The organism is Nocardioides imazamoxiresistens (genome assembly GCF_032378595.1).
Classification (GTDB): domain Bacteria; phylum Actinomycetota; class Actinomycetes; order Propionibacteriales; family Nocardioidaceae; genus Nocardioides; species Nocardioides imazamoxiresistens.
Map to the genome: position 1 here is coordinate 202,206 of NZ_JAVYII010000004.1, position 23,658 is coordinate 225,863.

The 23,658-nt window shown below is 75.0% G+C and carries 20 protein-coding genes, 1 tRNA gene and 1 other RNA gene; 15 read left to right on the forward strand and 7 right to left on the reverse strand.

Translation table 11 applies throughout. The annotated features are described in order from the left end of the window. Nucleotides 1–391, forward strand: a 391-nt coding sequence (locus tag RDV89_RS10190) for a GDP-mannose 4,6-dehydratase (RefSeq protein WP_315732933.1), incomplete at its 5' end; no start/stop codon positions are given. Between the two features lie 30 nt (nt 392–421). Here RDV89_RS10190 and RDV89_RS10195 read toward each other — a convergent pair. Together RDV89_RS10195 and RDV89_RS10200 are read right to left on the reverse strand one after the other, a co-directional pair. Then, a complete protein-coding gene (locus tag RDV89_RS10195; protein ID WP_315732934.1) occupies nt 422–1,894 on the reverse strand; it encodes a lipase family protein in 1,473 nt (490 codons plus the stop codon). Further along, complete coding sequence (locus RDV89_RS10200; protein ID WP_315732935.1) at nt 1,891–2,448, reverse strand: hypothetical protein; 558 nt, start codon at nt 2,446–2,448, stop codon at nt 1,891–1,893. The genes RDV89_RS10195 and RDV89_RS10200 overlap by 4 nt, the downstream gene beginning before the upstream one ends. 189 nt (nt 2,449–2,637) lie before the next feature. Here RDV89_RS10200 and RDV89_RS10205 point away from each other — a divergent pair, with 189 nt between their 5' ends. Next, a complete protein-coding gene (locus RDV89_RS10205) occupies nt 2,638–4,137 on the forward strand; it encodes a potassium/proton antiporter (RefSeq protein ID WP_315732936.1) in 1,500 nt (499 codons plus the stop codon). A 58-nt stretch (nt 4,138–4,195) separates the two neighbouring features. Here RDV89_RS10205 and RDV89_RS10210 read toward each other — a convergent pair whose 3' ends face one another. The 3 genes from RDV89_RS10210 to eccCa form a co-directional block, all read right to left on the reverse strand. Further along, the gene (locus RDV89_RS10210; RefSeq protein WP_315732937.1) at nt 4,196–5,053 is read right to left on the reverse strand and encodes a LytR C-terminal domain-containing protein; all 858 of its coding nucleotides are present in this window, start codon (nt 5,051–5,053) and stop codon (nt 4,196–4,198) included. Beyond that, nucleotides 5,050–5,346, reverse strand: a complete 297-nt coding sequence (locus RDV89_RS10215) for a type II toxin-antitoxin system VapB family antitoxin (RefSeq protein WP_315732938.1) — start codon at nt 5,344–5,346, stop codon at nt 5,050–5,052. The genes RDV89_RS10210 and RDV89_RS10215 overlap by 4 nt, the downstream gene beginning before the upstream one ends. 103 nt (nt 5,347–5,449) lie before the next feature. Further along, on the reverse strand, nt 5,450–9,472 hold the full coding sequence (eccCa, locus tag RDV89_RS10220; RefSeq protein ID WP_315732939.1) for a type VII secretion protein EccCa: 4,023 nt from the start codon (nt 9,470–9,472) through the stop codon (nt 5,450–5,452). Between the two features lie 130 nt (nt 9,473–9,602). Between eccCa and RDV89_RS10225 the strand changes: the two genes are divergently transcribed. The 6 genes from RDV89_RS10225 to RDV89_RS10250 all read left to right on the forward strand — a co-directional run bounded on the left by RDV89_RS10225 (nt 9,603) and on the right by RDV89_RS10250 (nt 16,092). After that, on the forward strand, nt 9,603–11,009 hold the full coding sequence (locus tag RDV89_RS10225; RefSeq protein ID WP_315732940.1) for a hypothetical protein: 1,407 nt from the start codon (nt 9,603–9,605) through the stop codon (nt 11,007–11,009). Nucleotides 11,010–11,140: 131 nt separating this feature from the next. Continuing rightward, a complete protein-coding gene (locus RDV89_RS10230) occupies nt 11,141–11,455 on the forward strand; it encodes a WXG100 family type VII secretion target (RefSeq protein ID WP_315732941.1) in 315 nt (104 codons plus the stop codon). A gap of 31 nt (nt 11,456–11,486) precedes the next feature. After that, nucleotides 11,487–11,777 (forward strand): WXG100 family type VII secretion target, encoded by a 291-nt coding sequence (locus RDV89_RS10235; RefSeq protein ID WP_315732942.1) that lies wholly within the window; start codon nt 11,487–11,489, stop codon nt 11,775–11,777. 163 nt (nt 11,778–11,940) lie between these two features. After that, on the forward strand, nt 11,941–13,293 hold the full coding sequence (eccD, locus tag RDV89_RS10240; RefSeq protein ID WP_315732943.1) for a type VII secretion integral membrane protein EccD: 1,353 nt from the start codon (nt 11,941–11,943) through the stop codon (nt 13,291–13,293). 4 nt (nt 13,294–13,297) lie between these two features. After that, nucleotides 13,298–14,794 carry a type VII secretion protein EccB gene (locus tag RDV89_RS10245; protein ID WP_315732944.1) on the forward strand — a complete coding sequence of 499 codons (1,497 nt, stop codon included), beginning with the start codon at nt 13,298–13,300 and terminating at the stop codon, nt 14,792–14,794. After that, nucleotides 14,791–16,092, forward strand: a complete 1,302-nt coding sequence (locus RDV89_RS10250) for a S8 family serine peptidase (protein WP_315732945.1) — start codon at nt 14,791–14,793, stop codon at nt 16,090–16,092. Before RDV89_RS10245 ends, RDV89_RS10250 begins: the two co-directional genes overlap by 4 nt. Before the next feature lie 7 nt (nt 16,093–16,099). Here the strand turns inward: RDV89_RS10250 and RDV89_RS10255 are convergent, their stop codons facing one another. Both RDV89_RS10255 and RDV89_RS10260 read right to left on the reverse strand, forming a co-directional pair. Then, nucleotides 16,100–16,918 carry a class I SAM-dependent methyltransferase gene (locus RDV89_RS10255; protein ID WP_315732946.1) on the reverse strand — a complete coding sequence of 273 codons (819 nt, stop codon included), beginning with the start codon at nt 16,916–16,918 and terminating at the stop codon, nt 16,100–16,102. Between the two features lie 80 nt (nt 16,919–16,998). Further along, a tRNA-Ser gene (locus RDV89_RS10260) sits at nt 16,999–17,086 on the reverse strand. 97 nt (nt 17,087–17,183) lie between these two features. Here RDV89_RS10260 and ffs point away from each other — a divergent pair. The 7 genes from ffs to RDV89_RS10295 all read left to right on the forward strand — a co-directional run bounded on the left by ffs (nt 17,184) and on the right by RDV89_RS10295 (nt 23,657). Beyond that, nucleotides 17,184–17,274: signal recognition particle sRNA small type (gene ffs / locus RDV89_RS10265), an RNA gene on the forward strand. 43 nt (nt 17,275–17,317) lie between these two features. After that, on the forward strand, nt 17,318–18,142 hold the full coding sequence (locus tag RDV89_RS10270; RefSeq protein WP_315732947.1) for a TspO-related membrane protein: 825 nt from the start codon (nt 17,318–17,320) through the stop codon (nt 18,140–18,142). A 26-nt stretch (nt 18,143–18,168) separates the two neighbouring features. Beyond that, on the forward strand, nt 18,169–20,481 hold the full coding sequence (locus tag RDV89_RS10275; protein ID WP_438823267.1) for a DNA polymerase III subunit gamma and tau: 2,313 nt from the start codon (nt 18,169–18,171) through the stop codon (nt 20,479–20,481). A 67-nt stretch (nt 20,482–20,548) separates the two neighbouring features. Beyond that, a complete protein-coding gene (locus RDV89_RS10280; protein ID WP_315732949.1) occupies nt 20,549–20,977 on the forward strand; it encodes a YbaB/EbfC family nucleoid-associated protein in 429 nt (142 codons plus the stop codon). A gap of 12 nt (nt 20,978–20,989) precedes the next feature. Then, on the forward strand, nt 20,990–21,589 hold the full coding sequence (gene recR / locus RDV89_RS10285; RefSeq protein ID WP_315732950.1) for a recombination mediator RecR: 600 nt from the start codon (nt 20,990–20,992) through the stop codon (nt 21,587–21,589). Next, the gene (locus tag RDV89_RS10290; protein WP_315732951.1) at nt 21,582–22,217 is read left to right on the forward strand and encodes a DUF5063 domain-containing protein; all 636 of its coding nucleotides are present in this window, start codon (nt 21,582–21,584) and stop codon (nt 22,215–22,217) included. Before recR ends, RDV89_RS10290 begins: the two co-directional genes overlap by 8 nt. A 165-nt stretch (nt 22,218–22,382) precedes the next feature. Continuing rightward, nucleotides 22,383–23,657 (forward strand): aspartate kinase, encoded by a 1,275-nt coding sequence (locus RDV89_RS10295; RefSeq protein WP_315732952.1) that lies wholly within the window; start codon nt 22,383–22,385, stop codon nt 23,655–23,657. Nucleotide 23,658: the final 1 nt, after the last annotated feature.

The following is a 23,658-nucleotide window of genomic DNA, read 5'->3' on the forward strand; positions in this document are numbered from 1 at the left end:
GCGGCTCGAGATCTACGGCGACGACTACGACACCCCCGACGGCACCTGCCAGCGCGACTACATCCACGTCGACGACCTGGCCGCCGGGCACCTCGCCGCGCTCGAGCACCTCGACGCGATGAGCGAGCCCGTGCGGGCCTTCAACCTCGGCGGCGGCCGGGGCACGAGCGTGGCCGAGGTGGTCGCGGCCTTCCGCGCCGCCTCCGGTCGACCGGTCCCCGCCGTCGCGGTGGACCGCCGCCCCGGCGACCTCCCGGCGTACTGGGCCGACACCTCCCGTGCGGCCAACGAGCTCGGGTGGCGTGCCACCCGCTCGATCGAGGACATGGTCGCCGACGTGTGGCGCTGGCAGTCCGGGAACCCGGACGGCTACCCGGACGACGCCGCCTGAGCCCGGTGGCCGGACGGCGCGGCCGGCGGGTCACCCGCGCGTGATCCGGTACGCCCGCCGCGCCACCTCCTCTCCCGGACCCCCGTCCGAGCCCCCTTCCGAGCCCGGGCCCAGCGACTCCAGGCGCTGGCGCAGGGTCGGGTCGCCGGACGCGTCCACGGCGGCCGCGCCGGCCGCGTACCGCTCCAGCGCGTGCGCCTCGGCCAGCGACCCGCCGCCCGCGTCGAAGCGCACGGTGACGTGCGACAGCCGGTCGGGGTTGGGCTGGCCGTCGAGGCGCGCGACGAGGTCCGACTCGTTCTCGAGCGACGTGACCTCGACGCCCGGCGGCACCTCGGGCATGAGCGCGACCGGCGAGCCGAGGGTCACGACGTGCTCGACGGCGAACTCGCCGGAGGCCGCGATCTGCACCCCCGCCATGCCGCCCTGCGAGTGCCCGACGATCGTCACCGGCGCGTCGGGCGGGATGCCGGCGTCGCGCATCGCCTCCAGGATCCCCTCGGTGTAGACGGTCGGACGGCCGGCCATCGACGCCAGGTTGGTCCCGAGGTCGCGCGCCACGGTGCTGTGCTCGTCGGGGGAGGTCACGAGGTCGTCGGTGCCGGGCAGGAGCACGACGTAGGAGGCGTCCGCGCCGCTACCGGTGCGCTGCACCTCGATCGTCCCGTCGCGGCCGGGACCGCTCGCGCCCGCCACCCGCTCGAGCTCCTCGACCAGCCCGGCCAGCCCGCCGGCGCGGCGGCCCACGACGGGCGCGTCGGCCGGGGCCGCCGGGACGACGACGGGTCGGCCGGGCGTGAACCACAGCGCCAGGGCCCCGGCCGCGGCGGCGATCGTGGGCAGCGCCCAGCGGCCGTGGCCCGCCGACGGCAGGCCGTCGGAGTCCCAGAGCCCCTCGAGCACGCCACCGCCGGTGCCGACGAGCACCTCGAAGTGGTCGGGGTTCTCCAGGGCCCACGCCTCGAGCCGGGCGGCGCCGCCGCCGTCGCCGCCGTCCGAGGCCGAGAGCCGGTCCAGCAGCGGGCCGAGGTCGCCGCCGGGCTCCGGCAGCAGGTCGCCGTTGCCGGTCAGCCGCAGCCCGACGCCCGTGGGGTGCGCCACGAGGTAGCCGAGGCGGTGCTGCAGGTGGTCGACGAACGAGGTCACCAGCTCGTCGGCGGTGCGGAACGCGAGGGAGGAGGTCCGCACGGAGTCGGCCTGCAGCGTCCACCGGGCCGCCGTCGCCAGCAGCCCGCCCGGTCCGGCGGCGAGCGCCGCCAGCTGCGCCTCCACCGACGCGAACGACCGCGGCGCGTAGGGCGCGGAGCACAGCAGGTCGTCGTCGAGCAGCGTCAGCCCCACGTCGCGGCTGCGCCCGGCCAGCAGCGCGGCGGCAGCGTCGTACGCCATCGCCAGACGCTCCACCGCGACGTACTGCGCCTGCAGGCCACCCACGCCGCCGTCGACCTCGAGGTCGCCCGGCGTCACGGGCGCGACCGGCTCCGGAGCCCCCGGCGCGCTCACGCCAGCTCCGGCAGGTCGAGGTCCAGCCACGCGAGGTCGCCGACGCCGGGGACGTGGATGCGCTCGATCCGCTCCCGCAGCTCGGCGGCTGCCTCCTCCGCGTCGTCGCCGCCGAGGAGGCCGCCCAGGTCGCCGGCGAGCTCGCCGACCGCCCCGACGGCGTCGCCCAGTGCCCCGGGCACGTGCTCCCCGACGGTCTCCAGCAGCTCGCCCGCCGTGGACAGCGTCGCCCCCGCGGCGTCGACGACGGTGGCGCCGACGGAGGCGGCCAGCGCCAGGAACCGTTCCCGCACGGCCGCGATCGCCGCCAGCGTCCGCGCCACCTCCAGCGCGTGCGACTCCAACGCCGCGGCCACCTCGTCGTGCTCGTCCGCGCGGGCCCGGGTCATGGCCCCGACCTCGTGGGTGGCCGCCCGCGCCGCTTCCGCGGCGAGCCCGTGCCACGGCGTCGACTCGACCGCCACGCCGAGCGCCGTCGCCTCGGAGCGCAGCGTCCCGCCCGCGGCCCGGTACGCCTGCGCCAGCGCCCGCAGGGCCTCCACGTCCGGCAGCATGCCTCCCCCTCTCCGGGGCGCGGCGCGCCCACGGCCACCTCGGTGCCCGGGCGCGAGGGCACCGGAAACGGCGGTGGAACGGGGTGGGGACGACCACGTCGCGACGGCGTCCTGGGGACGACCGACGGGCCGGGGACCCTCCCGGCGCAACTAGGATCAGCCCCGACCCCACCGAGCGACGGGAGCCCCGTGTCCTTCGACGTGCACGATCTCGACCGCTTCCTGCTGGTGGGGTCGGCCGTCACGCTGCTGGCGATCCTGGCGGTGCGGTTGTCGTCGCGGGCGGGCCTGCCCAGCCTCGTCCTCTACCTGCTGATGGGTGTCGCGCTCGGCAGCTCGGGCCTCGGCATCGAGTTCACCGACGCCTCCCTCGCCCACGCGCTCGGCTTCGGAGCCCTCGTGCTCATCCTGGCCGAGGGCGGGTTGACCACGGACTGGCGCGAGATCCGCCCGAGCATGCGGCTGGGCCTCGCGCTGGCCACGGTCGGGGTGGTGGTCTCGGTCGGGGTGGTGGCCCTCGCGGCGCACTACCTGCTCGGCCTGCCCTGGCAGATCGCGGTGCTCCTGGGCGCCGCGACGTCCGCCACGGACGCGGCGGCCGTGTTCTCCGTGCTGAGGATCGTGCCGCTGCCGCGCCGGATCACCGGCGCGCTCGAGGCGGAGTCCGGGCTCAACGACGCCCCCACGGTCGTGCTCGTGACCCTCGTCAGCACGGGTGCCGCGCTCGAGCACGGTGTGCCCCTGCTGGTGCTGGAGGTCGTCTACGAGCTCGTCGCGGGTGTCGTGATCGGGTTCGTGGTCGGCGCCCTCGGCGCCGCCGCCATGCGCCGCGCGGCCCTGCCCTCGTCCGGTCTCTACCCGCTCGCCGCCGTGTTCTGGGCGGTGCTGGCGTACGCCGTGGGCGCGACCGTGCACGTGTCCGGCTTCGCCGCCGTCTACGTCGCGGCGCTCGTGCTCGGCAACGCCGACCTCCCGCACCGCGCCGCCACGCGCTCGTTCGTCGAGGGCGTCGCCTGGCTCTCCCAGATCGCCCTGTTCGTGATGCTGGGCCTGCTGCTGACGCCCTCGCGGATCACCTGGGAGATCATCGGGATCGCCCTCGCCGCCGGACTGGTGCTGACCGTCGTGGCGCGTCCGGTGTCGGTGCTGGTCAGCTCGGCCCTCCAACCGACGCCGCCCCGCGACCTGCTGTTCCTGTCGTGGGCGGGCCTGCGCGGCGCGGTGCCCATCGTGTTCACCACCATCCCGCTCGCCGCGGGGGTGCCGGGGGCCGAGCAGCTCTTCGACGTCGTCTTCGTGCTGGTCGTCGTCTACACGCTGCTGACCGGGCCGACCCTCCCGTGGGTCGCCCGTCGGCTCGGGCTGAGCGAGGCCGCCGAGCCCCGCGACCTCGACGTCGAGGCCGCGCCGCTGGAGCGGGTGGCGGCCGACCTGCTCCAGGTGCACGTGCCGGAGGCATCGCGCCTGCACGGCGTCGAGGTGGGCGAGCTGCGCCTGCCGCTGGGGGCGTCGGTCTCGTTGGTCGTGCGCGGCGGCGAGGTGCTCGTGCCGGACGCGACCACCGTCCTGCGTCGCGGCGACGACCTCGTGGTGGTGACGCCGCGCGCCGAGCGCGCCGCCACCGAGGAGCGGCTGGCGCTGGTCTCACGCTACGGCCGGCTCGCGCGCTGGCGCCGCGAGCCGGGCTGAGGGCAGGGCCGAGCGGTGGCCCCCGCGTACGCCCCCGGTCAGGGCGTACGCACTCCGGTCACGGCAGCTCGGCCTCCGGCGGACCGCAGACGCTCTCGTCCGCGTTGACCGTCACGCTCTGCTGCGCCTGGCCGGTCGGCCCGTTCCAGCTCGGGCCGAGGTAGATGGCGATGCCGTCCACCTCGGGGTCCGCGACGACGACCGCCGGGTCCCCGATCGTGCCGCGGACCAGCTGGACCGCGGCCGACTCCGTGTTCCGGGCGCGGATCTCGACGCGGTCGACCTGCATGCCCTCCGGGGCGTTGCCGGCCCGGCCGGCCACGAAGCCGGACTGCGTCAGGGTCGTCATCGTCTGCTGCGCCAGCTGCGAGCGGCCGCTGGCGTTGTAGACGCTGACCGCCACGTCCGCCGGGGTGAGCGCGTCGCCGGCCGTGAAGTCGCGGACGGTGCAGATGTCCGTGCTCTGCGAGCCGAGGTTCGCCTCCGGCAGCGGAGCCGTCGTCCGGGACCAGCCCCACACGAAGAAGAACAGCAGCACCGCGACGAGCACGGCGACCGTGATGTTCGACCGCGCGCGCCGGCTCAGACCCTCCCGGGGCGGCGCGGCCGCGGCGCTCGTCGCGGCGGCCGGGGTCGCGGGCTTGGCTCCAGGCTTGGCTCCCGGCTTGCTCGCCCCACCGGGCTTCGCCGCGGACCGGTCCGCCGGCATCGTCTGGGACTGGCGCGTGGGGCGCGTGCCCCGTGGACCCGTGCCGGCGGCCGGGCCGGCCTCACCGCGCGGCCGGTCGGACGCACCCGGCTTCCGGATCGGGCGGGTCGCCTCCTCGCCGCCCTGGCCCGGGCGGGCGGGCAGCGGCTTGCCCTGGCCGCCCGGCTTGCCGGGCTTCCTCGGGCCGGTGCCGCCGGTGCCGCTCACGACTCCACCACGATCACGCGGGCGTGCAGGACGTTGCGCTGCTGGAGCGCCGCGCGCAGCGCGCGGTGCAGGCCGTCCTCGAGGTACATCTCGCCGTGCCACATCACCACGTGGGCGAACAGGTCGCCGAAGAACGTCGAGTCCTCGTCGAGCAGCGCGGCGAGCTGCAGGGTGTCCTTGGTGGTCACCAGCTGGTCGAGCCGCACCTGGCGCGGCGGCACCGCGGCCCAGTCGCCGGCGTCGAGACCGTGGGCGGGGTAGGGCCGCCCGCTGCCGACGCGCTTGAAGATCACGGAGGCGATCATACGGAGCGCAGGGCGCTCCCCGACCGGGCGCCGGGGCTCGGCGCGTCGGCCGGGTGCGGTAGCGGTCCGGACGGGAACGCTCGCGACCCCCTCACAGGTCGGCCGGGGCCGACCAGCCGAGCTGCACGACCTCGGTGCCGCGGTCGCGGGTGACCAGGCGGCCGCGGCCGGGCGGCGCCTTCTGCGGCTTGACCTTGCCGAGCAGGAAGCCCTCCTCCGGCGAGCCCGACAGCACGATGCCGGGCATCGCGAGGTCGCGCATCGACTGGATGACGGGCTCGTACAGCGCCCGAGACGCACCGCCGGCGCGCCGTGCGACGACCATGTGCAGCCCCACGTCGCGGGCCTGGGCCATCAGCGGCTGCAGCGGCTGTGCCGGCGAGTTCTGACCCGTCGCGACGAGGTCGTAGTCGTCGATCACGATGAACACCTCGGCGCCGGTCCACCAGGAGCGGTTGCGCAACTGCTCCGGCGTCACGTCGGGTCCCGGGATCCGGTTCTCGAGGTACTTGGCCAGGTCCCGCAGCAGCGGCGTCGCCTGCGCGGCGCTGGTCAGGTAGTTGAGCTGGTACTCCTCCGGCACCTCGCCCAGCAGCGAGCGCCGGTAGTCGACGACCACGATCTGCGCCTGCTTGTTGGTGCGCGTGCGCATCACCTCGCGCACGTAGCTGCGCAGCAGGGCGCTCTTGCCCGAGCGCCCGTCGCCGAAGACCAGCAGGTGCGGCTCCGCGTCGACGTCGATCCCGACCGGCGCGAGGTCCTTCTCGTTGACCCCGAGCAGGATCCGGCCGCTGCCGGCGAGCGTGGTGTGCTCGTCGAGGCGCAGCCGCTCGGCCTGCTCGACCACGGTGGCGTGGTCGATGAGCTCGGGCAGCAGGCGCAGCTTCGGGCCGGTCGGCCCCGTCCAGGCCTCGCGCATGCGTCGCACCAGGTCCTCGACGCCCTCGCCGAGGGTGGAGGCGTCGGGGTCGCCGTCGACGCGGGGGAGCGCACCGAGGTAGTGCAGCTTGCCGGCGACCAGGCCGCGACCGGGGCGGCCGGTCGGCACGAGGGCGGCGATCTTACGGTCGATCTCGGAGTCGACGGGGTCGCCGAGCCGCAGCTCGAGGCGCGTGCCGAACACGTCGCGCATCGCGGAGCGGAAGTCCGCCCAGCGGCCGGCGGCGACCACGAGGTGCAGGCCGAAGGTGAGGCTGCGCCCCGCCAGCTGCTGCAGCTCCATCTCCAGGTCGTCGAAGTCGCTGCGCAGCGTGCTCCAGCCGTCGACGACGAGGAAGATGTCGCCGTAGCCGTCGTCGGCGCGGCCCTCGCGGCGGCGCCGGCGGTAGGTCTCGATCGAGTCGATGCCCTGCGCGCGGAAGTACGCCTCGCGCTTCTCCACGATGCCCTTGACCTCGGCGACGACGCGGCGCACCACGTCGGGCTCCGCGCGCGTACCGACGCCGGACACGTGCGGCATGTCGGCCATCGGCGCGAAGGTGCCGCCCCCGAAGTCGAGCACGTAGAACTGCGACTCCAGCGGCGTCGTCGTCAGCGCCGTGCTCGTCACGATCGTGCGCAGCAGGGTGCTCTTGCCCGAGCGCGGGCCGCCGACCACCGCGACGTGGCCGGTCGCGCCGTTCATGTTGACCGTCATCGTGTCGCGCCGCTGCTCGCGGGGCCGGTCGACCGTGCCGAGCGGCACGACCAGACCGCCGTGGCGCCGCCACGCGGGGGAGACCAGACCGAGCTCGGGCACGACCCGCAGGTCGTCCATGAGCGCGTCGAGGGTGTCGGGCACGTCGAGCGGCGGCAGCCACACCTGGTGGGCCTCCGGCCCCTGGCCCTGCATCCGCTCGACCGCGATGTCGAGCAGCGACGGCTGCTCGCCGGACGAGCCGCGCTCGGGCGCCACCGCCTCCTCGACGGGCTCGGGGGCCTCGAGCGACTGCACCTCCGAGATCGTGAAGGGGAGGATGCCGCGCACGTTGCCGCCCTCGTCGCGGCGCACGTGCGTCCGCGCGGTCGGCGGCGGCCCGGAGACGTAGGCCGCCTTGAAGCGCAGCAGCGTCGACTGGTCGGGCTTGAGGTAGCCGAGCCCGGGCACGGCCGGCAGCTCGTACGCGTCCGGGACGCCGAGCACGGCGCGGGACTCGGCGGCCGAGAAGGTGCGCAGACCGATCCGGTAGGACAGGTGCGACTCGAGACCGCGCAGGCGGCCCTCCTCCAGGCGCTGCGAGGCGAGCAGCAGGTGCAGGCCCAGCGACCGGCCGAGCCGGCCGATCGCGACGAAGAGGTCGATGAACTCGGGCTTGGCCGAGAGCATCTCGGAGAACTCGTCGACGACCACGAAGAGCGACGGCATCGGGGCCAGCGGCTCCCCGGAGGCCCGGGCGCGCTCGTAGTCGCGGATGGACGCGTAGTTGCCGGCCTCGCGCAGCAGCTCCTGGCGCCGCACCATCTCGCCCGACAGGGCGTCCTGCATGCGGTCGACCAGCGTGAGCTCCTGGCTCAGGTTGGTGATCACCGCGGAGACGTGCGGCATCTGGGACATCCCGGCGAAGGTCGCGCCGCCCTTGAAGTCGACGAGCACCATGTTGAGCTGCTCCGACGAGTGCGTCATCGCCAGGCCGAGCACCAGCGTGCGCAGGAACTCCGACTTGCCGGAGCCCGTCGCGCCGATCACCAGGCCGTGGGGGCCCATGCCCTGCTGGGCGGACTCCTTGATGTCGAGGTGCACCAGGCCGCCGTCGCCGATGCCCACCGGCACCCGCAGCCGGTCACGGGCGGGGCGGGGCCGCCACACGTTCGCGGGCTCGTAGCGGTGCACGTCGCCCAGGCCGAGCAGGTCCATGAAGTCGGTCGGCCCGGTCTCCACCGAGCCGCTGTCCGAGGTGTCGCCGGAGGTCACGGTGTGCAGCGGCGTCAACCGCCGGGCGAGCGCCTCGGCGGTCGCGACGGTGCACTGGTCGGCCGTGCCGACGACGGCCTCGGCACGCAGGCGTACCGCCTCGACGCGCAGGCGGCCCTGCTCGTCCTCGCCCTTGAGCTCCAGGCGCAGCCGGGTGGCGTCCTCCAGCTCGTCCCAGCGCGAGGGCAGGTCGAGCACGGTGACGCCGTGCAGCCCGTCGGGCGGGATCACGTGGTTGCCGGGCGGCAGGCGGCCGCCGTCGACGACCAGCACGACGTGCGGCGTCGCGGGGCGCTCGTCCGCGCCGAAGCGCGGACGCTCGGAGAGGTCGGGGGGCAGCAGGCCCGCCAGGTCGTCGATCGACGTGGTGACCATCCGCTTGGGGCCGACCGCGTCGGTCTCCTGCGCGCTCTGGGCGTGGGGGAGCCACTTCAGCCAGTCCCAGTGCTCCAGGTTGGCCTCGGAGCTGAGCACCGCGACGACGAGGTGCTCGGGGTTGTGGAAGGTGACGGCGCTGGTCAGCAGCGCGCGGGCCAGGGAGCGGGCCTGCTCGCGGGGACCGCAGATCTCGAGGCGGTCGAAGGCCGTGAGGTCGACGGAGGCCGGCAGGTCGGGCTGGACGCGGTGGACGACGAGCAGGCGGTGCAGCGCCGAGGCGGCGGCCGGGTCGACCTGGTCGATCGGGGCGCTCGCCGGCGGGACGAGGTCGATCGAGAGCGGCTGCGGGCACACGCCCCAGCGCGCGTGCAGGAACAGCTCGTCGGCGCTGGTGCGCTCCCACAGCCGGGTGCGCTCCTCCGCGATGGCGGGCAGCGCCTCGGGGGCGGGGTGGTGCCAGGTCAGGGCGCGGCGCTGGCGGTCGGCGGAGTCGCGGGCGGCCTTGCGGATCCCGGAGAGGTAGCGCAGGTACTCCGTGCGCGAGCCCGTGACCTGCTGGTTGCGCTGCTTGCGCTGCCGGTCGATCTGCACCGCGACGAAGCCGAGCGTCGCGAAGAGGAACATGCCCGCCGCGAGCATGCTGCGCGTACCGGTGCTGCCGCCCTGGCTGCTGAGCGAGGCGATCACCACGATCGAGCCGATGCTGCCGAGCATCGGGATGGCGTTCATCAGCACGCCGCCGGCGCCCTCGTGCTCCTGGATCTGCGGAGGGGGCTGCAGGGTGATCTGCCCGGAGGGCGGCTCGGGCGCGTCGACCCGGTGACTGCTGCGCAGGGTGGTGCTCACGTGCCCCCTTGTGCTCGACGGTCGGGTGTCCGAAACCCGTCCCGCTCACGGCGGGGCCGATGATAGGTGGGCGTTCCGACGACGGGCTACCCTCCTGCCACGACAGCGTCGAGCGGCCGAGGGGGATCCGATGACCGGCACGGTCGAGCCCGCCGAGGCCCTGCCCGCCACGTCCGCGGCGACCGGAGGACCCGGCGGCCCGGCGAGCGGGATGCTCGCCGTCAGCGTGCACGGCGTCGCGGGGGTCCTCGACCTGCTCGTGCCCGAGGGGGCGACGCCGGCGGACGTGCTGAAGGAGTACGCGCGCCAGACCGGCACCCCGCCCGCCGCCCGGCTCTTCGACGGACGCGGCCGCGAGGTGCGCGCCGACCTGCTCCTGGGGATCGCCGGTGTCACCACCGGCTCCGTGCTCGTCACCGCGCCCGCCGTGCCTCCGCCGGTCTCGCCGGCGGAGGCCGCCGAGGCGGCCCGCCGCGGGGCCGAGCGCCCCACCACGACGGCCAGCCTCCTCGTCCTCGCCGGCCTCTGCGCGCTGCTGGCGGGGGTGTACGCCACCGCTGCCGCCGGCGTCGACCGCGACGTCGTCGCCGGGGCCCTCGTCGCCGCGGCGCTGCTCGCCGTCCTGCCCGTCGGCCGGCTCGTCGCCCGCCGGGCCGCCGTGGCGCCCGTGTTCGGCGCCGCCGCCGGACTCACCGTCGCCTGGGACGACGGCTCCGCCCGCCTGCCGATGGTGGTCGGGATCGCCGGCGCCGCGGCCGCGCTGACCGCCGCGGTCGGCGCCGCGCTGGGCGACGCCGGGCGCGAGGTGCTGCGCGTGTGGATGTGGGCCGGCTCGGCGGTCTTCGTGGTCGCCGGGGCGGGGGCCGTCCTGGGTCTCGACGAGCGCGTCGTGTGGGCGACGCTCCTGCTCGGCGCCATGCTGGCGGGCCGGGTCGTGCCCTCGTTCGCCGTGGACGTGCCCGACCAGGCGCTGGTCGACTTCGACCGGCTGGCCGTGTCGGCCTGGTCGGCGCGCGAGGGCGACCGCAAGAGCCCGCGGGCGCGCACGATCGTGCTGCGCGAGTCGGTCGAGCAGGTGGTCGACCACGGGTCCCGCACGGTCGCCGCGGCGGCCGCCGCCGTGCTCGTGGTCACCGTCGTCGCGGCGCCGCTGGTGCTGACCACCACCCACCTGCCGCTGGACCGGATCGGCTCCCCGCTGCTGGTCGCGCTCGTCGGCTGCACCCAGCTGCTCGTGGCGCGCAGCTACCGCCACGCGACGGCGCGGCTGCTGCTGCGCGTCGCGGGCCTGTGGTGCCTCGGCGCCGTGCTCGTCCTCGTGGTGGCCGAGCGGGACTGGCGCTCGCAGGTCGGCATCGCCGCCTTCGTCCTGGGGCTGGCCCTCGTGCCGGCGGCGGTCGCGGTCGGTCGGGGCTGGCGCTCCGTGTGGTGGGGCCGCCGCGCGGAGCTCGCGGAGGCGTTCGCCGTGGCCGCGTCGGTGCCCGCGTTCGTGGTGACCGTCGGCGTCTTTCGCAGGATCTGGGAAATCACGGGGTAGGTGTTTAGCGCTCAGGGCGTCGGGTACCACAGCCCCCGCTGCGGCACGCAGGCAACCCGCCCGGCGGCAGCGCTTCCGTTTTCCACGTACATGTCCTCGGGCCGAGCAGCACGGGGAAGAGGAGTGACGACATGTCAGAGAACCTGCAGGTAGGCGAGGGAACACTCGTCAACGCGGCGGAGCGCGTCTCGGGCGCCCGGGCCGACGTGACCCAGCGCTGCAACCAGCTCGCGACCGACATCCAGGGCATGGCCGCCCAGTGGCGGGGCCAGGGTGGAACCGCGTTCCAGAACCTCCAGAACCAGTGGCAGGAGCGTCAGCGCATCGTCCTCGACGCGCTCGGCGACCTGGAGAACGCCCTGCGTGGCACGCAGAGCACCACGACCGCCGCGGACGAGGCGGAGGCCGCCGCGTACGTGTCCAAGTTCCCGGCGCTCGACGCCTGATCCCGGACATCCGGACCCGGAAGGAATTGTCATGAGCGGAATCATCGTCAACTACGCGGCCCTCGAGGGCGCGATCCAGAACCTGCAGTCCACGGCGCGCGGCATCGACGGGCGTCTCAACGAGCTCGAGAGCGAGCTCGCCCCCCTGCGCAGCGACTGGAGCGGTGAGGCGCAGGGCGCCTACACCATCGCCAAGCAGCGCTGGGACGGCGCGATGCTGGAGATGACCCAGTTCCTCGAGTCGACCGCCACCACGGTGCGTGCCTCGTCCGAGAACTTCCAGTCGACCGACCGCCGCGAGGCCGGCAACTACGGCGTCTGATCGCACCACCGAGCCGCCCCCGGACACCGCGACGCGGTGCCGGGGGCGGCTCGCGGTCTGCCGACGGAGGTTCGTCGGCGCCGCTCGATAGCATGCGGGGCGCTCGCTGGCGGGCGCGGTTCGGGCCGGTGCCCACGACAGGGCCCACGGAGGGAGACGCTGCATGACCCAGACCCAGGTCGGTGCCTCGGGACTCGTGCGCGTCACGATCGCCTCCGGGCGTCGCCGCGTCGACCTCGTCCTCCCGGCCGCCGTGCCGGTCGCGGAGCTCGTGCCCGAGCTGGCCCGCAGCGTCGGCCTCCTCGACGGCGCGACCGTCTACGGGGGGTACGCGGTGGTCACCCAGGACGGTCGTGTCCTGGCCCACGACGCGGGTCTGACCATCCAGGGCGTCGAGGACGGCAGCCTGCTCACCGTCAGCGCCGGCGTGGACCAGACGCCCCCGCGGGTCTACGACGACGTCGTCGAGGCGATGACGGACGTCGTGGAGAAGGAGCTGCGGCCCTGGGAGCCGGCGGCCGGGCGACGCACCGCGCTGGGCGCCTCCGCGCTGCTGCTGCTGGTGGGGGCGTACTCGTTGCTCCTGCAGACCGACCAGACCCTCGGTGCCGTCGGCGCCGGCGTGGTCGCGGTGCTGCTGTCCGCGGCGGCCATCGTGCTCTCCCGCGTGCAGCGCGAGCGCCAGGCCGCCGTGGTGCTCGGCACCGTGGCGGCGGTCTACGGCGGGGTCGCCGGAGCGCTCGTCGGCCGCGACGAGGTGCTGCTGGGCCTCGGCGGGACCTACGTCGGGGCCGGGGTGGTGCTCGCCGCGCTCGTCGTCGTGGTCGGCATCGAGGACGGCCGGCCGCTGCTCGTGCCGCCGATCTTCGTCGGCGGCGTGCTGGCCGTGTGCGGCTGGCTCTTCGACGTCACGGACCTCTCGCCGGCCTCCGTCCTCGCCTCGCTGCTCGTGCTCGTCGTGGTGGCCGGCAGCGTCTTCCCCTGGCTCGCCCTCAGCGCGACCGCGACCCGGGTCGACCAGCTGGCCTCCATCGAGGACATCGAGGCCACGCCGGGCGACATCGACGCGGACAAGGTGCTCGCCGACGCGCGCGCCGCACACGAGATCCTCGTCGGCCTGACCGTCGCCGTCGGCGTGCTCCTGGTGCTGGTGGCGCCGCTGGCCGTCTCGCTGGGCGCGGTGGGCACGGTCCTCGTGCTCCTGTGCTCGGCGATCATCATGCTGCGCACGCGGCAGTACCGGACGGGCACCGAGGTGCTCGCCGGGCTGGTCTCCGGCATCGCCGCCCTGCTCGTCATCGGCCTCTCGGTCCTGGTCCTGCACCCCGACTGGCGGCCGGTGGCCGCGGTGGGGCTCGCGGTCGCCGGCGGGCTGGTCCTGGTCGGCACCCTCGTGCCGGGGTCGACCTCCATCCGACGCGCCCGCGTCGGCGACGTGGTCGAGACGATCGCCCTCGTCGCGCTGTTCCCCGTGCTGGCCGTCGCGGTCAACCTCTTCGGACGGTTCGGGGGCTGAGCGGGTGGCCACCAAGCGCGACCTGGTCGAGGCGTACTCGTTCTCGCGGCGACGCCTCGTCACCGCCTTCGTCAGCGGCGCCCCCGGCGGACGCGAGGTGGAGCCGAGCCGGCCGGGCCGGGCGCTGGCCGGCGGGATTGCCCTGACCGTCCTGGTGCTCGCCGCCGGCGCGGTGCTGGGCTTCCTCAAGCCGCGTCCCGACGCGGGCTGGGCCGACCGCGGCGGCTTCGTCGTCGCCGAGGGGACGGTGCAGCTCTACCTGGTGCAGAACGACGAGGGCGACGACGACCCGGTGCTGATCCCGGTCGTCAACACGGTCTCCGCGCGGCTCATCGTCGGTGAGGACCTCGACCCGGTGACGGTGCCGCAGTCGGAGATCGACCGCTACGAGGTCATCGAGGGCATCGGCATCCCGAACGCCCCGGTCACCACCCCCAGCGACAGCGCGCTGGTCGAGGACGGCTGGACGTCGTGCACGGCGCCGGGCGCCGGCGTGCGCACCGCCGTCACCTCGACGCCGCAGGTCGACCTCGTCACCGAGCAGTCGGCGTTCGTGCGCTCGGGGGAGTCGTACTACGTCGTGACCCCCGGCCAGCCGGCCGCCGCGACCGGCGAGGTCCGCTACTTCCGGATGAAGCTGCCCTCCGACCCCGAGGACCTCAACCGCGTCCTCACCAACCTGCGGGGGCCCGGCCTCGAGGACGTGGTCGAGGTCCCGAGCCGTTGGCTCGACATGCTGCCGGCGGGCCCCGCCCTCAACGCGGCCGCCTTCGACTTCGGCGGCGCGTCCTTCTCGGGCCAGGTGCCGGGCCTGACGGACGCCGAGGGGCAGCCGCTGGCGGCCGGCACCCTGGTGACCTACCAGGGGGAGGACGCGGTCGTCGGGTCGGACGGGTACTGGCCGCTCTCGGAGTTCGCGAGCGCGGTGTACGCGGCGCTGCCCGGCCGCGCCGCGCCCGTCGAGGTCGACGAGCTCCCCGGCACCCGCGGGTCGAACCCGTACCCCGACGACGTCTGGCCCGGCGCGGTGCCGGCGGCGCTGGGTGGCGGGGTCACCGCGGACCTCTGCGCAGTGCTGCAGACCCATGCCGACGAGCCGCCCACCGTGGTCCTGGGCGTGCGGCCCACCCCGGAGGTGGCGGCCGGTGACCTGGCGCCCGACACCCACGTCGGCTACGTCGAGCGCGCTCGTGGCTCGGTCGTGCGCGTCGGCGGCTTCACCGCGACGGCCGCCGAGGACGCGTTCCTCATCGACCCCCAGGGCATCCGGTACGCGCTGCCCGGCGACTCGCTGCAGCGTCTCGGCTACGGCCGCGACCAGGCCCGGGTCGTGCCCACCGCCTGGGTCGAGACGTTCTCCTGCGGCGTCACGCTCACCCGCGACGAGGCGCTGAAGACCCTGAGCGCCGAGCGCCAGGCCCAGCAGTCGTGCGGTTCGGCCGAGGCCGACGCGACCGAGGCGACCGACGGGACCGACGGGGCCGGCGAGGGCTCCGGATGAGGTCGCGCACCCTCGGTGCTCTCGCGGGTGCTCTCGCGGTCGCGGCGACCGCGGTCGTGCCGGTGGGAGCGCACGCGTCGGGCACCGCCCCGCAGCCGGCGCTGACGGCCGTCCCGTGCCCGCCGGACAACCAGCCCGACGCCGAGGCCCTCGACACCCCGGGGGCCTCGCCCCTCGCGACCGAGCTCGACTTCACGACCCTGCACGCCGACTACCCCGCCGCCACCGACGTCGGCGTCGCGGTGCTCGGCACCGGCGTCGTGCCGAGCGCGCGGCTCGCGGTCGAGGGGTCCGGCACCTTCGGCTCGCCGGCGCCCACGGCGCAGGTCGAGTCGCTGCACGGGACCCAGGTGGCGGGCATCGTCGCGGGCACGGCGGCCGACGGGGAGCCGGCTCCGGGCGTGGCGCCCGGGGCCCGGATCTTCTCGGTCCAGGTCGCCGACGTCCGCACCGGCGAGGCGCCGGAGGGCGGGGGCGGCCCGCAGCTGGTCGAGCCCACGGCCCAGTCCGTGGAGGCGGGGCTCGCCTGGGTGGCGCAGAACGCGGCGAACCTCGGCATCCGGGTGGCGACCGTGTCGGTCGGCGTCGCCGACGCCGGGGACGGTGCGCTGGAGACCCAGGTCGCGGCGCTGGCCGACCAGGGCGTGCTGGTCGTCGCCGCCCAGGGCGAGGCGGTCCCCCCGGAGGAGCCGTACGGACCGGGCAACCCGCCGCCGGACATCTCGACCGACGAGCCCCCGTCCTTCCCGGCCGGCTTCGAGCAGCCGCACGTGCTCGCGGTCGGCGCGCTGCCGCGGCTCGGGTCCGACGCGGCGGGCACGAACGTGCCGTCCTACCGCACCGACGTGGTGGCCCCCAGCGGCGCCATCACCTTCGACGGGCTGGGCGGCACGTGCGAGGTCGACGGCTCGTCGGGCTACGCGGCCGCCGTGGTCAGCGGTGTGGCGGCCCTGATGTTCGCCAGCAACCCCGGCTGGACGCCCGCGCAGGTGCGGACCCGGATCATCGAGACGGCGGGCGGCGTCACGGACGCACCCAACGCGTACTCCGGGGCCGGGAGCGTGCAGCCCGTCGAGGCCCTCAGCCGGGTGCTGGACGTGCAGCCGGACGGCACGCTCGTCGAGTCGAGCGGGGTGCCGCGGGAGTCCGTGCAGGCCCAGGCCCCCCGGCTGCCCGAGGACCCGCTGGACCGGTCGCGCACGGAGTTCCTGTGGTGGGGCCTGCTCGCCGGCGCCGGCGTGGTGCTCGCGCTGGTGCTGCGTCCCGCGCTGCGGCGCGCCGGGCGCGGGACCCGGTAGACCGGTCTCAGTAGATCCGCAGGATGGGCTGGTCGCGGATCGTCTGCTCGTCGAGCTTGAAGGCGTCGCTGGCCGCGACGCCGGCGCGGACGGCCGCGCGGCCGGGCTCGGGGTCGCCCCAGGTGCCGTAGAGCTTCTGGCCGGTCAGGCAGATCACCTGCAGCCCGTCGTCGAGCACCGTCTCCCACACGGCGGCGGCCGTGCCGGGGGTGTGGGCCGAGCGGTAGTCGTCGAAGCAGACGATGCCGCCCTCGCGCAGCAGCAGCCGCGCGGACTCGGCGTCCTCGCGGACGTGGTCGTACATGTGCGAGGCGTCGACGTGCACGAAGCGGCACGTGTCGGCCTCGACGTGCTCGCGCACCACGCTGGACAGGCCGCGGACGACGACCGGGAGCTCCGGGTGGAACTTCAGGTAGTTCTCCTCGAACGTCTTCTGCGTCAGCGAGCGGTAGGTCGTGCGCTCCGAGGCGGGGATCGACGCCTCGTCGGTGACGTCGTCGAAGAGGTCGACGACCGTGAAGCGCTCGCCCTCGGCGAGGTGCTGGCCGACGTACACCGCGCTCTTGCCCATGAACACGCCGAGCTCGACCACGTCGCCGGCGGGCTCGGTGGCCCGCTGGTGGTCGAGCAGCCACGTGAAGGTCGCCTGGTCGCTCGCGGGGAACCAGCCGCGGATGTCGTCGAGCCGAGGCTCGCGGGGCTGCTCCGGCTCGGCCGGCACGACCGGCTCGGTCGGCGCCGCTGCGGGCGGGGGGCTGGCCGGGGTCGGCTTCGCCGTCTCCTGGCCCCGGACGGCACGGCGAAGGTTCCTCAGCAGTGGCTTCACGGCGCCGACCCTACCGAGGCGCCACCGGACGCGCGAGAGCCCCCGTCGGCTGGTGCCGGCGGGGGCTCTCGTGTTCCGTCTGGCGGAGGTAGGGGGATTCGAACCCCCGAGGGCGTTAACCCAACACGGATTCCAGCCGTGCGCCATAGGCCACTAGGCGATACCTCCGCGGAGGAGGTTAGCGGCTGGCGTCGGGGCGGTGAAATCGGGCAGGGGCGCGGCGCCGACTTTCGTCCCGTCGCGGGGCTCGCCTACACTCGCCCCCAACCCCCCGTGTGGCGGCACCTCGCCCAACTCCCCCAGGGCCGGAAGGCAGCAAGGGTAAGTGAGCTCTGCCGGGTGCACGGGGGGCCTTTGCGTCTCCGGGGCCCGTCAGGGCCTCGCGCCTACCGTGAACGCATGACCACGCCCTCCGCCCCCGCAGCAGTCGCTCCCGTCCGCCCGGCCGGGACCCGCCCGCTGGCCTGGGTGGTCCTGGGGGCCTCGGTGCTGCAGGTGGCGGCGCCGGCCGTATCGATCGGGGTCTCGGGCGACACCCCGGGAGCGGGCTCCGCGCCGGACCTCCTCGTCTCCCCGGCCGGGTGGGCCTTCGGGATCTGGGGCGTCATCTACCTGCTGGCGATCGCGCAGGCCGTGGGTGCGCTGGTGGCCGGCCCGGGCGGTCTGCCGCGCCGGCTCCAGCTGGACCAGGTGCTGCTCTACGCCTCCGGAGCCCTCTGGATCGCGATGTCCGCCCTCGGCTCGAGCCTCGCCACCGCGGCCGCGCTGGCCCTGATGCTCGCCGCCGCCGTCGACGGCGTCCTGGTCGTGGCGCGCTCGGGCCTGGTGCCCCGGTGGCTCGCGCGGCTCTCCCGCGCGGCCGTGGGCCTGTACGCCGGCTGGGTCACCGCGGCCTTCTTCCTCAACCTGGGCACCGCCCTGGTGGAGGTCGGCGCGTTCGACGTGGGCGGCCTCGGCTGGCAGCTGGTGCTGCTCGCGGGAGCGGCCGTGGTGCTGGCGGCGCTGGCGTACGCCACCCGCGTCGTGGCCTACGTGGTGGCCGGGATCTGGGCCCTCGGCGGGATCACCGCGACGGGCCTCGGCAACGACGACCCGGGCGTGTGGGGTCTCGCGGTGGCCGCCGCGGCGGTGATCGGCGCCGCGCTGGTCGCGGGGATCGCGGCCGGCCGGGCCGGTCGGTCCGGGAGCCCGGTGCGGCCGGGTCGCGCCGCGCGACCGAGCTGACCGGACTGTCAGAACCTCTGGCTAGGGTGCTTCTCGTGGAATCACCCCTTGCTCTGTACCGGCGCTACCGCCCGGAGACGTTCGCCGAGGTCATCGGCCAGGATCACGTCACCGAGCCGCTGCGCGCCGCGCTGGCGAGCAACCGCGTGAACCACGCGTACCTGTTCTCCGGGCCCCGCGGGTGCGGCAAGACCACCAGCGCCCGGATCCTCGCGCGGGCCCTGAACTGCGAGCAGGCGCCGATCGCCGACCCGTGCGGCGAGTGCCGGTCCTGCCGTGACCTGGCCCGCGGCGGTCCGGGCTCGATCGACGTCATCGAGATCGACGCGGCGTCGCACGGTGGTGTCGACGACGCCCGCGACCTGCGCGAGAAGGCGTTCTTCGCGCCGGTGCAGAGCCGCTACAAGGTCTACGTCATCGACGAGGCCCACATGGTGACCACGCAGGGCTTCAACGCGCTGCTGAAGCTGGTCGAGGAGCCCCCGCCCCACCTGCGCTTCATCTTCGCGACCACGGAGCCCGAGAAGGTCATCCCGACCATCCGCTCGCGCACGCACCACTACCCGTTCCGGCTGATCCCGCCGCGGCTGCTGTCGTCCTACCTCTCCGAGCTCTGCCAGCGCGAAGGCGTGCCGCTCGAGCCGGCCGCGGTGCCGCTGGTCGTCCGTGCCGGCGGCGGGTCCGCCCGCGACACCCTCTCCGTGCTCGACCAGCTGATCGGCGGGTCGGGGTCGGACGGCGTGACGCACGCGCTGGCGACCGGGCTGCTGGGCTACACACCCGACTCGCTGCTGGACGAGATCGTCGACGCCTTCGCCGCGGCCGACGGCGGTGGCGTCTTCCGCGTGGTCGACAAGGTCATCGAGACGGGACAGGACCCGCGGCGGTTCACCGAGGACCTGCTGCGGCGGCTGCGCGACCTCGTGATCGTGGCGGCCGTGCCCGACGCGCCGACGACCGGTCTGCTCGACGTGTCCGACGACGCGGGGGAGCGGCTGACGTCCCAGGCGGCCCGCTTCGGCGGCGCGGAGCTGAGCCGTGCCGCAGACCTGGTCGCGACCGGTCTGACCGAGATGCGTGGCGCCACCTCGCCGCGCCTGCTGCTCGAGCTCATCTGCGCCCGCGTGCTGCTGCCCGGCGCCGACTCCACGACCGACGGCGTGATGGCGCGCCTCGACCGTCTGGAGCGACGCCTCTCCGTGCCCGGCGGGTCCCTGCCCGGCCCGGCGGCGCCTGCACCTGCACCGGCCTCCGCGCCGGCGCCTTCACCGGCCCCCGCCCCCGCGCCGGAGCGTCCCGCCGCGCCGCGCGTCGACGAGCGCCCGCAGCCGAGCACCGAGGCAGCGCCCGAGCCCGCCCCCGAGCCGACGCCCGAGCCGCAGCGACCGCCCGAGCCGACGCCCGAGCCGACGCCCGAGCCGGTCCAGCAGGCCGAGGACGACGGGTGGCCGGTGGTCGAGGTCGCCGGTGGCGGCGCCGCGCGCCGCGACGCACCGCAGCCCGAGCCGTCCCACGAACCGTCCCCCGCGCCGCAGCATGCGGCCGCCGAGCCGGCCGCTGCTCCGGCCGCGCCGGCGACGACCGGCGGCATGAGCCTGGCCGAGGTGCGTCGCCTCTGGCCCGACGTGGTCGACGCGACGAAGTCGATCCGCCGGGTGACCTGGATCCACCTGTCCCAGCACGCCCAGGTCGTGGCGTTCGACGGCAACGTCCTCACGCTGGGGTTCGCGAACGCCGGTGCGCGCCAGTCGTTCGAGTCGGGCGGCAGCATCGACATCGTGCGTCAGGCGGCGGCCCGCACGTTCGGCTTCGACTGGCGCATCGAGGCCATCGTCGACCCCGGTGCGGCGGGCGGGGCAGGACGCGCCCCCGAGCGGCGTCCCGAGCCGCCGGCGCCCCAGGGCCAGGAGTGGGGCCGGTCGAGCGACCAGCCCGGCAGCCAACAGGGCGGCCAACAGGGCGGCCAGGGTGGCCAGGGCGGTCAGCAGGCCGGTCAGGACCGCGGCCGCGACACCGGTGCCGGCGAGGACCGCCGGCCGGAACCGTCCGGACGGGCGGCCGAGCAGACCGAGCGACCGTCGCAGGGCGGCGACCGCGGACCCGAGACCCGCGGCGGGCGTGGCGCCGACGGCCCTTGGACGGCGACCGCCCCGCCCGACCGCGACGGCCCGCCGCCGGCGTACGACGGTCGCGACGAGCCGCCGAGCTGGGCCGACGAGGACCCGGACGCGGCCGCGTCGCCCGACGACCCCGACGACAACACCCCCGAGCTCGCGGGCACCGAGCTGCTCGAGCGCGAGCTCGGGGCCCGGGTGATCGAGCAGATCCGGCACGATTGACGGGGCACGACCTCTTGCTCGACCGCTTCTCCGACCGCACGACCGACCGCGACACCAGGAGTCCTCGATGACCCAGAACCCGTTCGACCCGGCCGCCGGCGGCGGCAACCCGCTCGGCGGCCTCGACATGGGGGCCCTGCTGCAGCAGGCCCAGGCCATGCAGGAGCAGCTCGTCAGCGCCCAGGCCGAGCTGGAGCAGACCGAGGTGGACGGTCGCAGCGGCGGCATCACCGTCACGGTCTCCGGCTCGGGCGAGCTCAAGGGCGTCACGATCCCGGTCGGCTCCTTCGACGGCGCCGACGCGGAGAGCGTGGCCGACCTCGGCGACCTCGTGGTGGCGGCGTACCGCGACGCGCGTGCCGAGGCCGACAAGCTGGCCGCGGAGAAGCTCGGCCCGCTCGCGGGTGGGCTCGGCGGGCTGGGCGGCGAGGGCTTCGGTGGCCCGGGCGAGGGCGGTCTGCCGGGGCTGCCCGGCGGCGGCAAGCTCGGTTTCTGAGCGGCTGCGCGGGTGTACGAGGGCGTCGTCCAGGACCTGATCGACGAGCTGGGCCGGCTGCCCGGCGTGGGTCCGAAGGGAGCGCAGCGGATCGCGTTCCACCTCCTCGCCGCCGACCCGGCGGACGTGCGCCGGCTCGCCGACGCGCTGCTCGAGGTCACCGTCAAGGTGAAGTTCTGCCGGATCTGCTTCAACGTCTCCTCCGAGGAGGAGTGCCGGATCTGCCGGGACCCGCGCCGCGACCCCTCGGTGATCTGCATCGTGGAGGAGTACAAGGACGTCGTCGCCATCGAGCGCACCCGCGAGTTCAAGGGCCGCTACCACGTGCTGGGCGGCGCGATCAGCCCGATCGACGGGATCGGGCCGGAGCAGCTGCACATCCGTGAGCTGATGGTGCGCCTCGGCGACGACGAGGTCACGGAGATCATCCTCGCCACCGACCCGAACCTCGAGGGGGAGGCGACGGCGACCTACCTGACCCGGATGCTCAAGCCGTTGGGGTTGCGCGTGACGCGACTTGCGAGTGGACTGCCGGTGGGAGGCGACCTCGAGTACGCCGACGAGGTCACCCTCGGCCGTGCCTTCGCAGGGAGGAGATCCGCTGATGACTGACGCTCCGGACCACGACGTCGCCGTGACACCCCTCGCCGCGACGCCCCTCGACGCCGACACCGAGGACCTCGCCCAGCAGATCGCCGACCAGGTGGAGAGCTTCCTGGTGGCGCTGCAGGCGATCGCCCGCGAGGAGGAGGCCGGGCCGGCCGTCTCGCTGCTCCTCCTCGAGGTCTCGCAGGTCCTGCTGGCCGGGGCGCGGCTGGGCGTCCAGCGCGACTTCGACCCCGCCGAGGAGTTCGAGCCCGACGCCGGCCCCGACCCGGACCTCGACGAGATGCGCCTGCGCCTCGCCCGCCTGCTGGACGGGGTCGACGAGTTCACCGAGGTCTTCGACCCGTACACGCTGGACGCCGAGGGCCGCCCGGAGCTGCTGGAGGCCAGCCTGTCGGACGACCTGACCTCGGTCGCCTCGGCACTGGCCCACGGCCTGCGCCACTTCCGGGCGGGACACGTCGCCGAGGCCCTGTGGTGGTGGCAGTTCTCCTACGTCGCGAGCTGGGGCGGCGAGGCGTCGGGCGCCCTGCGGGCGCTGCAGGCGATCGTCGCGCACGACCGGCTCGACGCGGACTTCGCCGGCGAGCTGGACCGCGTGGCGGCTGCGGACGTCCTGCTCGAGCGCGGCTGAGGGGTACGCACGGCGGCTGCGGCGGCCGCGCGCGGCGGGCGTACGCCCACCGGCCGGAATCACGTCGGAGGGCGGGGTGCGCCGCCGGTAGGATCGTCGGCGGTCCAGGAGCGGGACGTCGCGGTCGCGGCGTGCCCGCCTCGTACAGCGTGAAGGAAGTCCTCAGTGAGCATTGTCGTGCAGAAGTACGGCGGCTCGTCCGTGGCCGACGCGGCCGGCATCAAGCGGGTCGCCCAGCGCATCGTGGCGACGAAGAAGAAGGGCCACGACGTCGTCGTGGTCGTCTCCGCGATGGGCGACACCACCGACGAGCTGCGCGACCTCGCCGAGCAGGTCACCCCGATGCCGCCCCCGCGCGAGCTCGACATGCTGCTCACCGCCGGTGAGCGGATGTCGATGGCGCTGGTCGCGATGGCGATCCACTCGCTCGGCTACGAGGCCCGGTCGTTCACCGGCTCGCAGGCCGGCGTGATCACCGACTCGGCGCACGGCAAGGCCAAGATCATCGACATCACGCCGGGCCGCATCGAGCAGGCCATCGGCGAGGGCAGCATCGCCATCGTCGCCGGCTTCCAGGGCGTCAGCCAGGACACGAAGGACGTCACGACCCTCGGCCGCGGGGCCTCCGACACGACGGCCGTCGCGCTCGCGGCGGCGCTCGGCGCCGAGGTCTGCGAGATCTACTCCGACGTCGACGGCGTCTTCACGGCCGACCCCCGGATCGTGCCGAAGGCCCGCAAGCTCGACCGCGTCTCCACCGAGGAGATGCTCGAGATGGCGGCCAACGGCGCCAAGATCCTCCACCTGCGGTGCGTCGAGTACGGGCGCCGCCACACCATGCCCATCCACGTGCGCTCGACCTTCTCGCAGAAGGAGGGCACGTGGATCATCCCCGAGCAGCAGGGAGACCCCATGGAAGACGCGATCATCTCCGGCGTCGCCCACGACAAGAGCCAGGCCAAGATCACCGTCGTCGGCGTGCCCGACAAGGTGGGCGAGGCGGCCCGCATCTTCGAGACCCTCGCGACGACGGGTGCGAACCTCGACATGGTCGTGCAGAACGTGTCGGCGGCCGCCACGGGCCTGACCGACATCTCGTTCACGCTCGCCCGTGAGGACGGCCAGAGCGCCGTCACCGCGCTGGCGGCGCTGCAGGAGCAGGTCGGCTTCGACAAGCTCCTCTACGACGACCAGATCGGCAAGGTGTCGCTGATCGGCGCGGGGATGAAGTCGCACCCGGGCATCACGGCGACGTTCTTCGCCGCGCTCGCGTCGACCGGCGTCAACATCGAGATGATCTCCACCTCGGAGATCCGCATCTCGGTGGTCATCGACCAGACGCAGATCGAGGACGCCGTGCGCGCCGCGCACACCGCGTTCGACCTGGACGACGACGACCCCGACGGTGGCGCCGTGGTCTACGCCGGGACGGGGCGCTGAC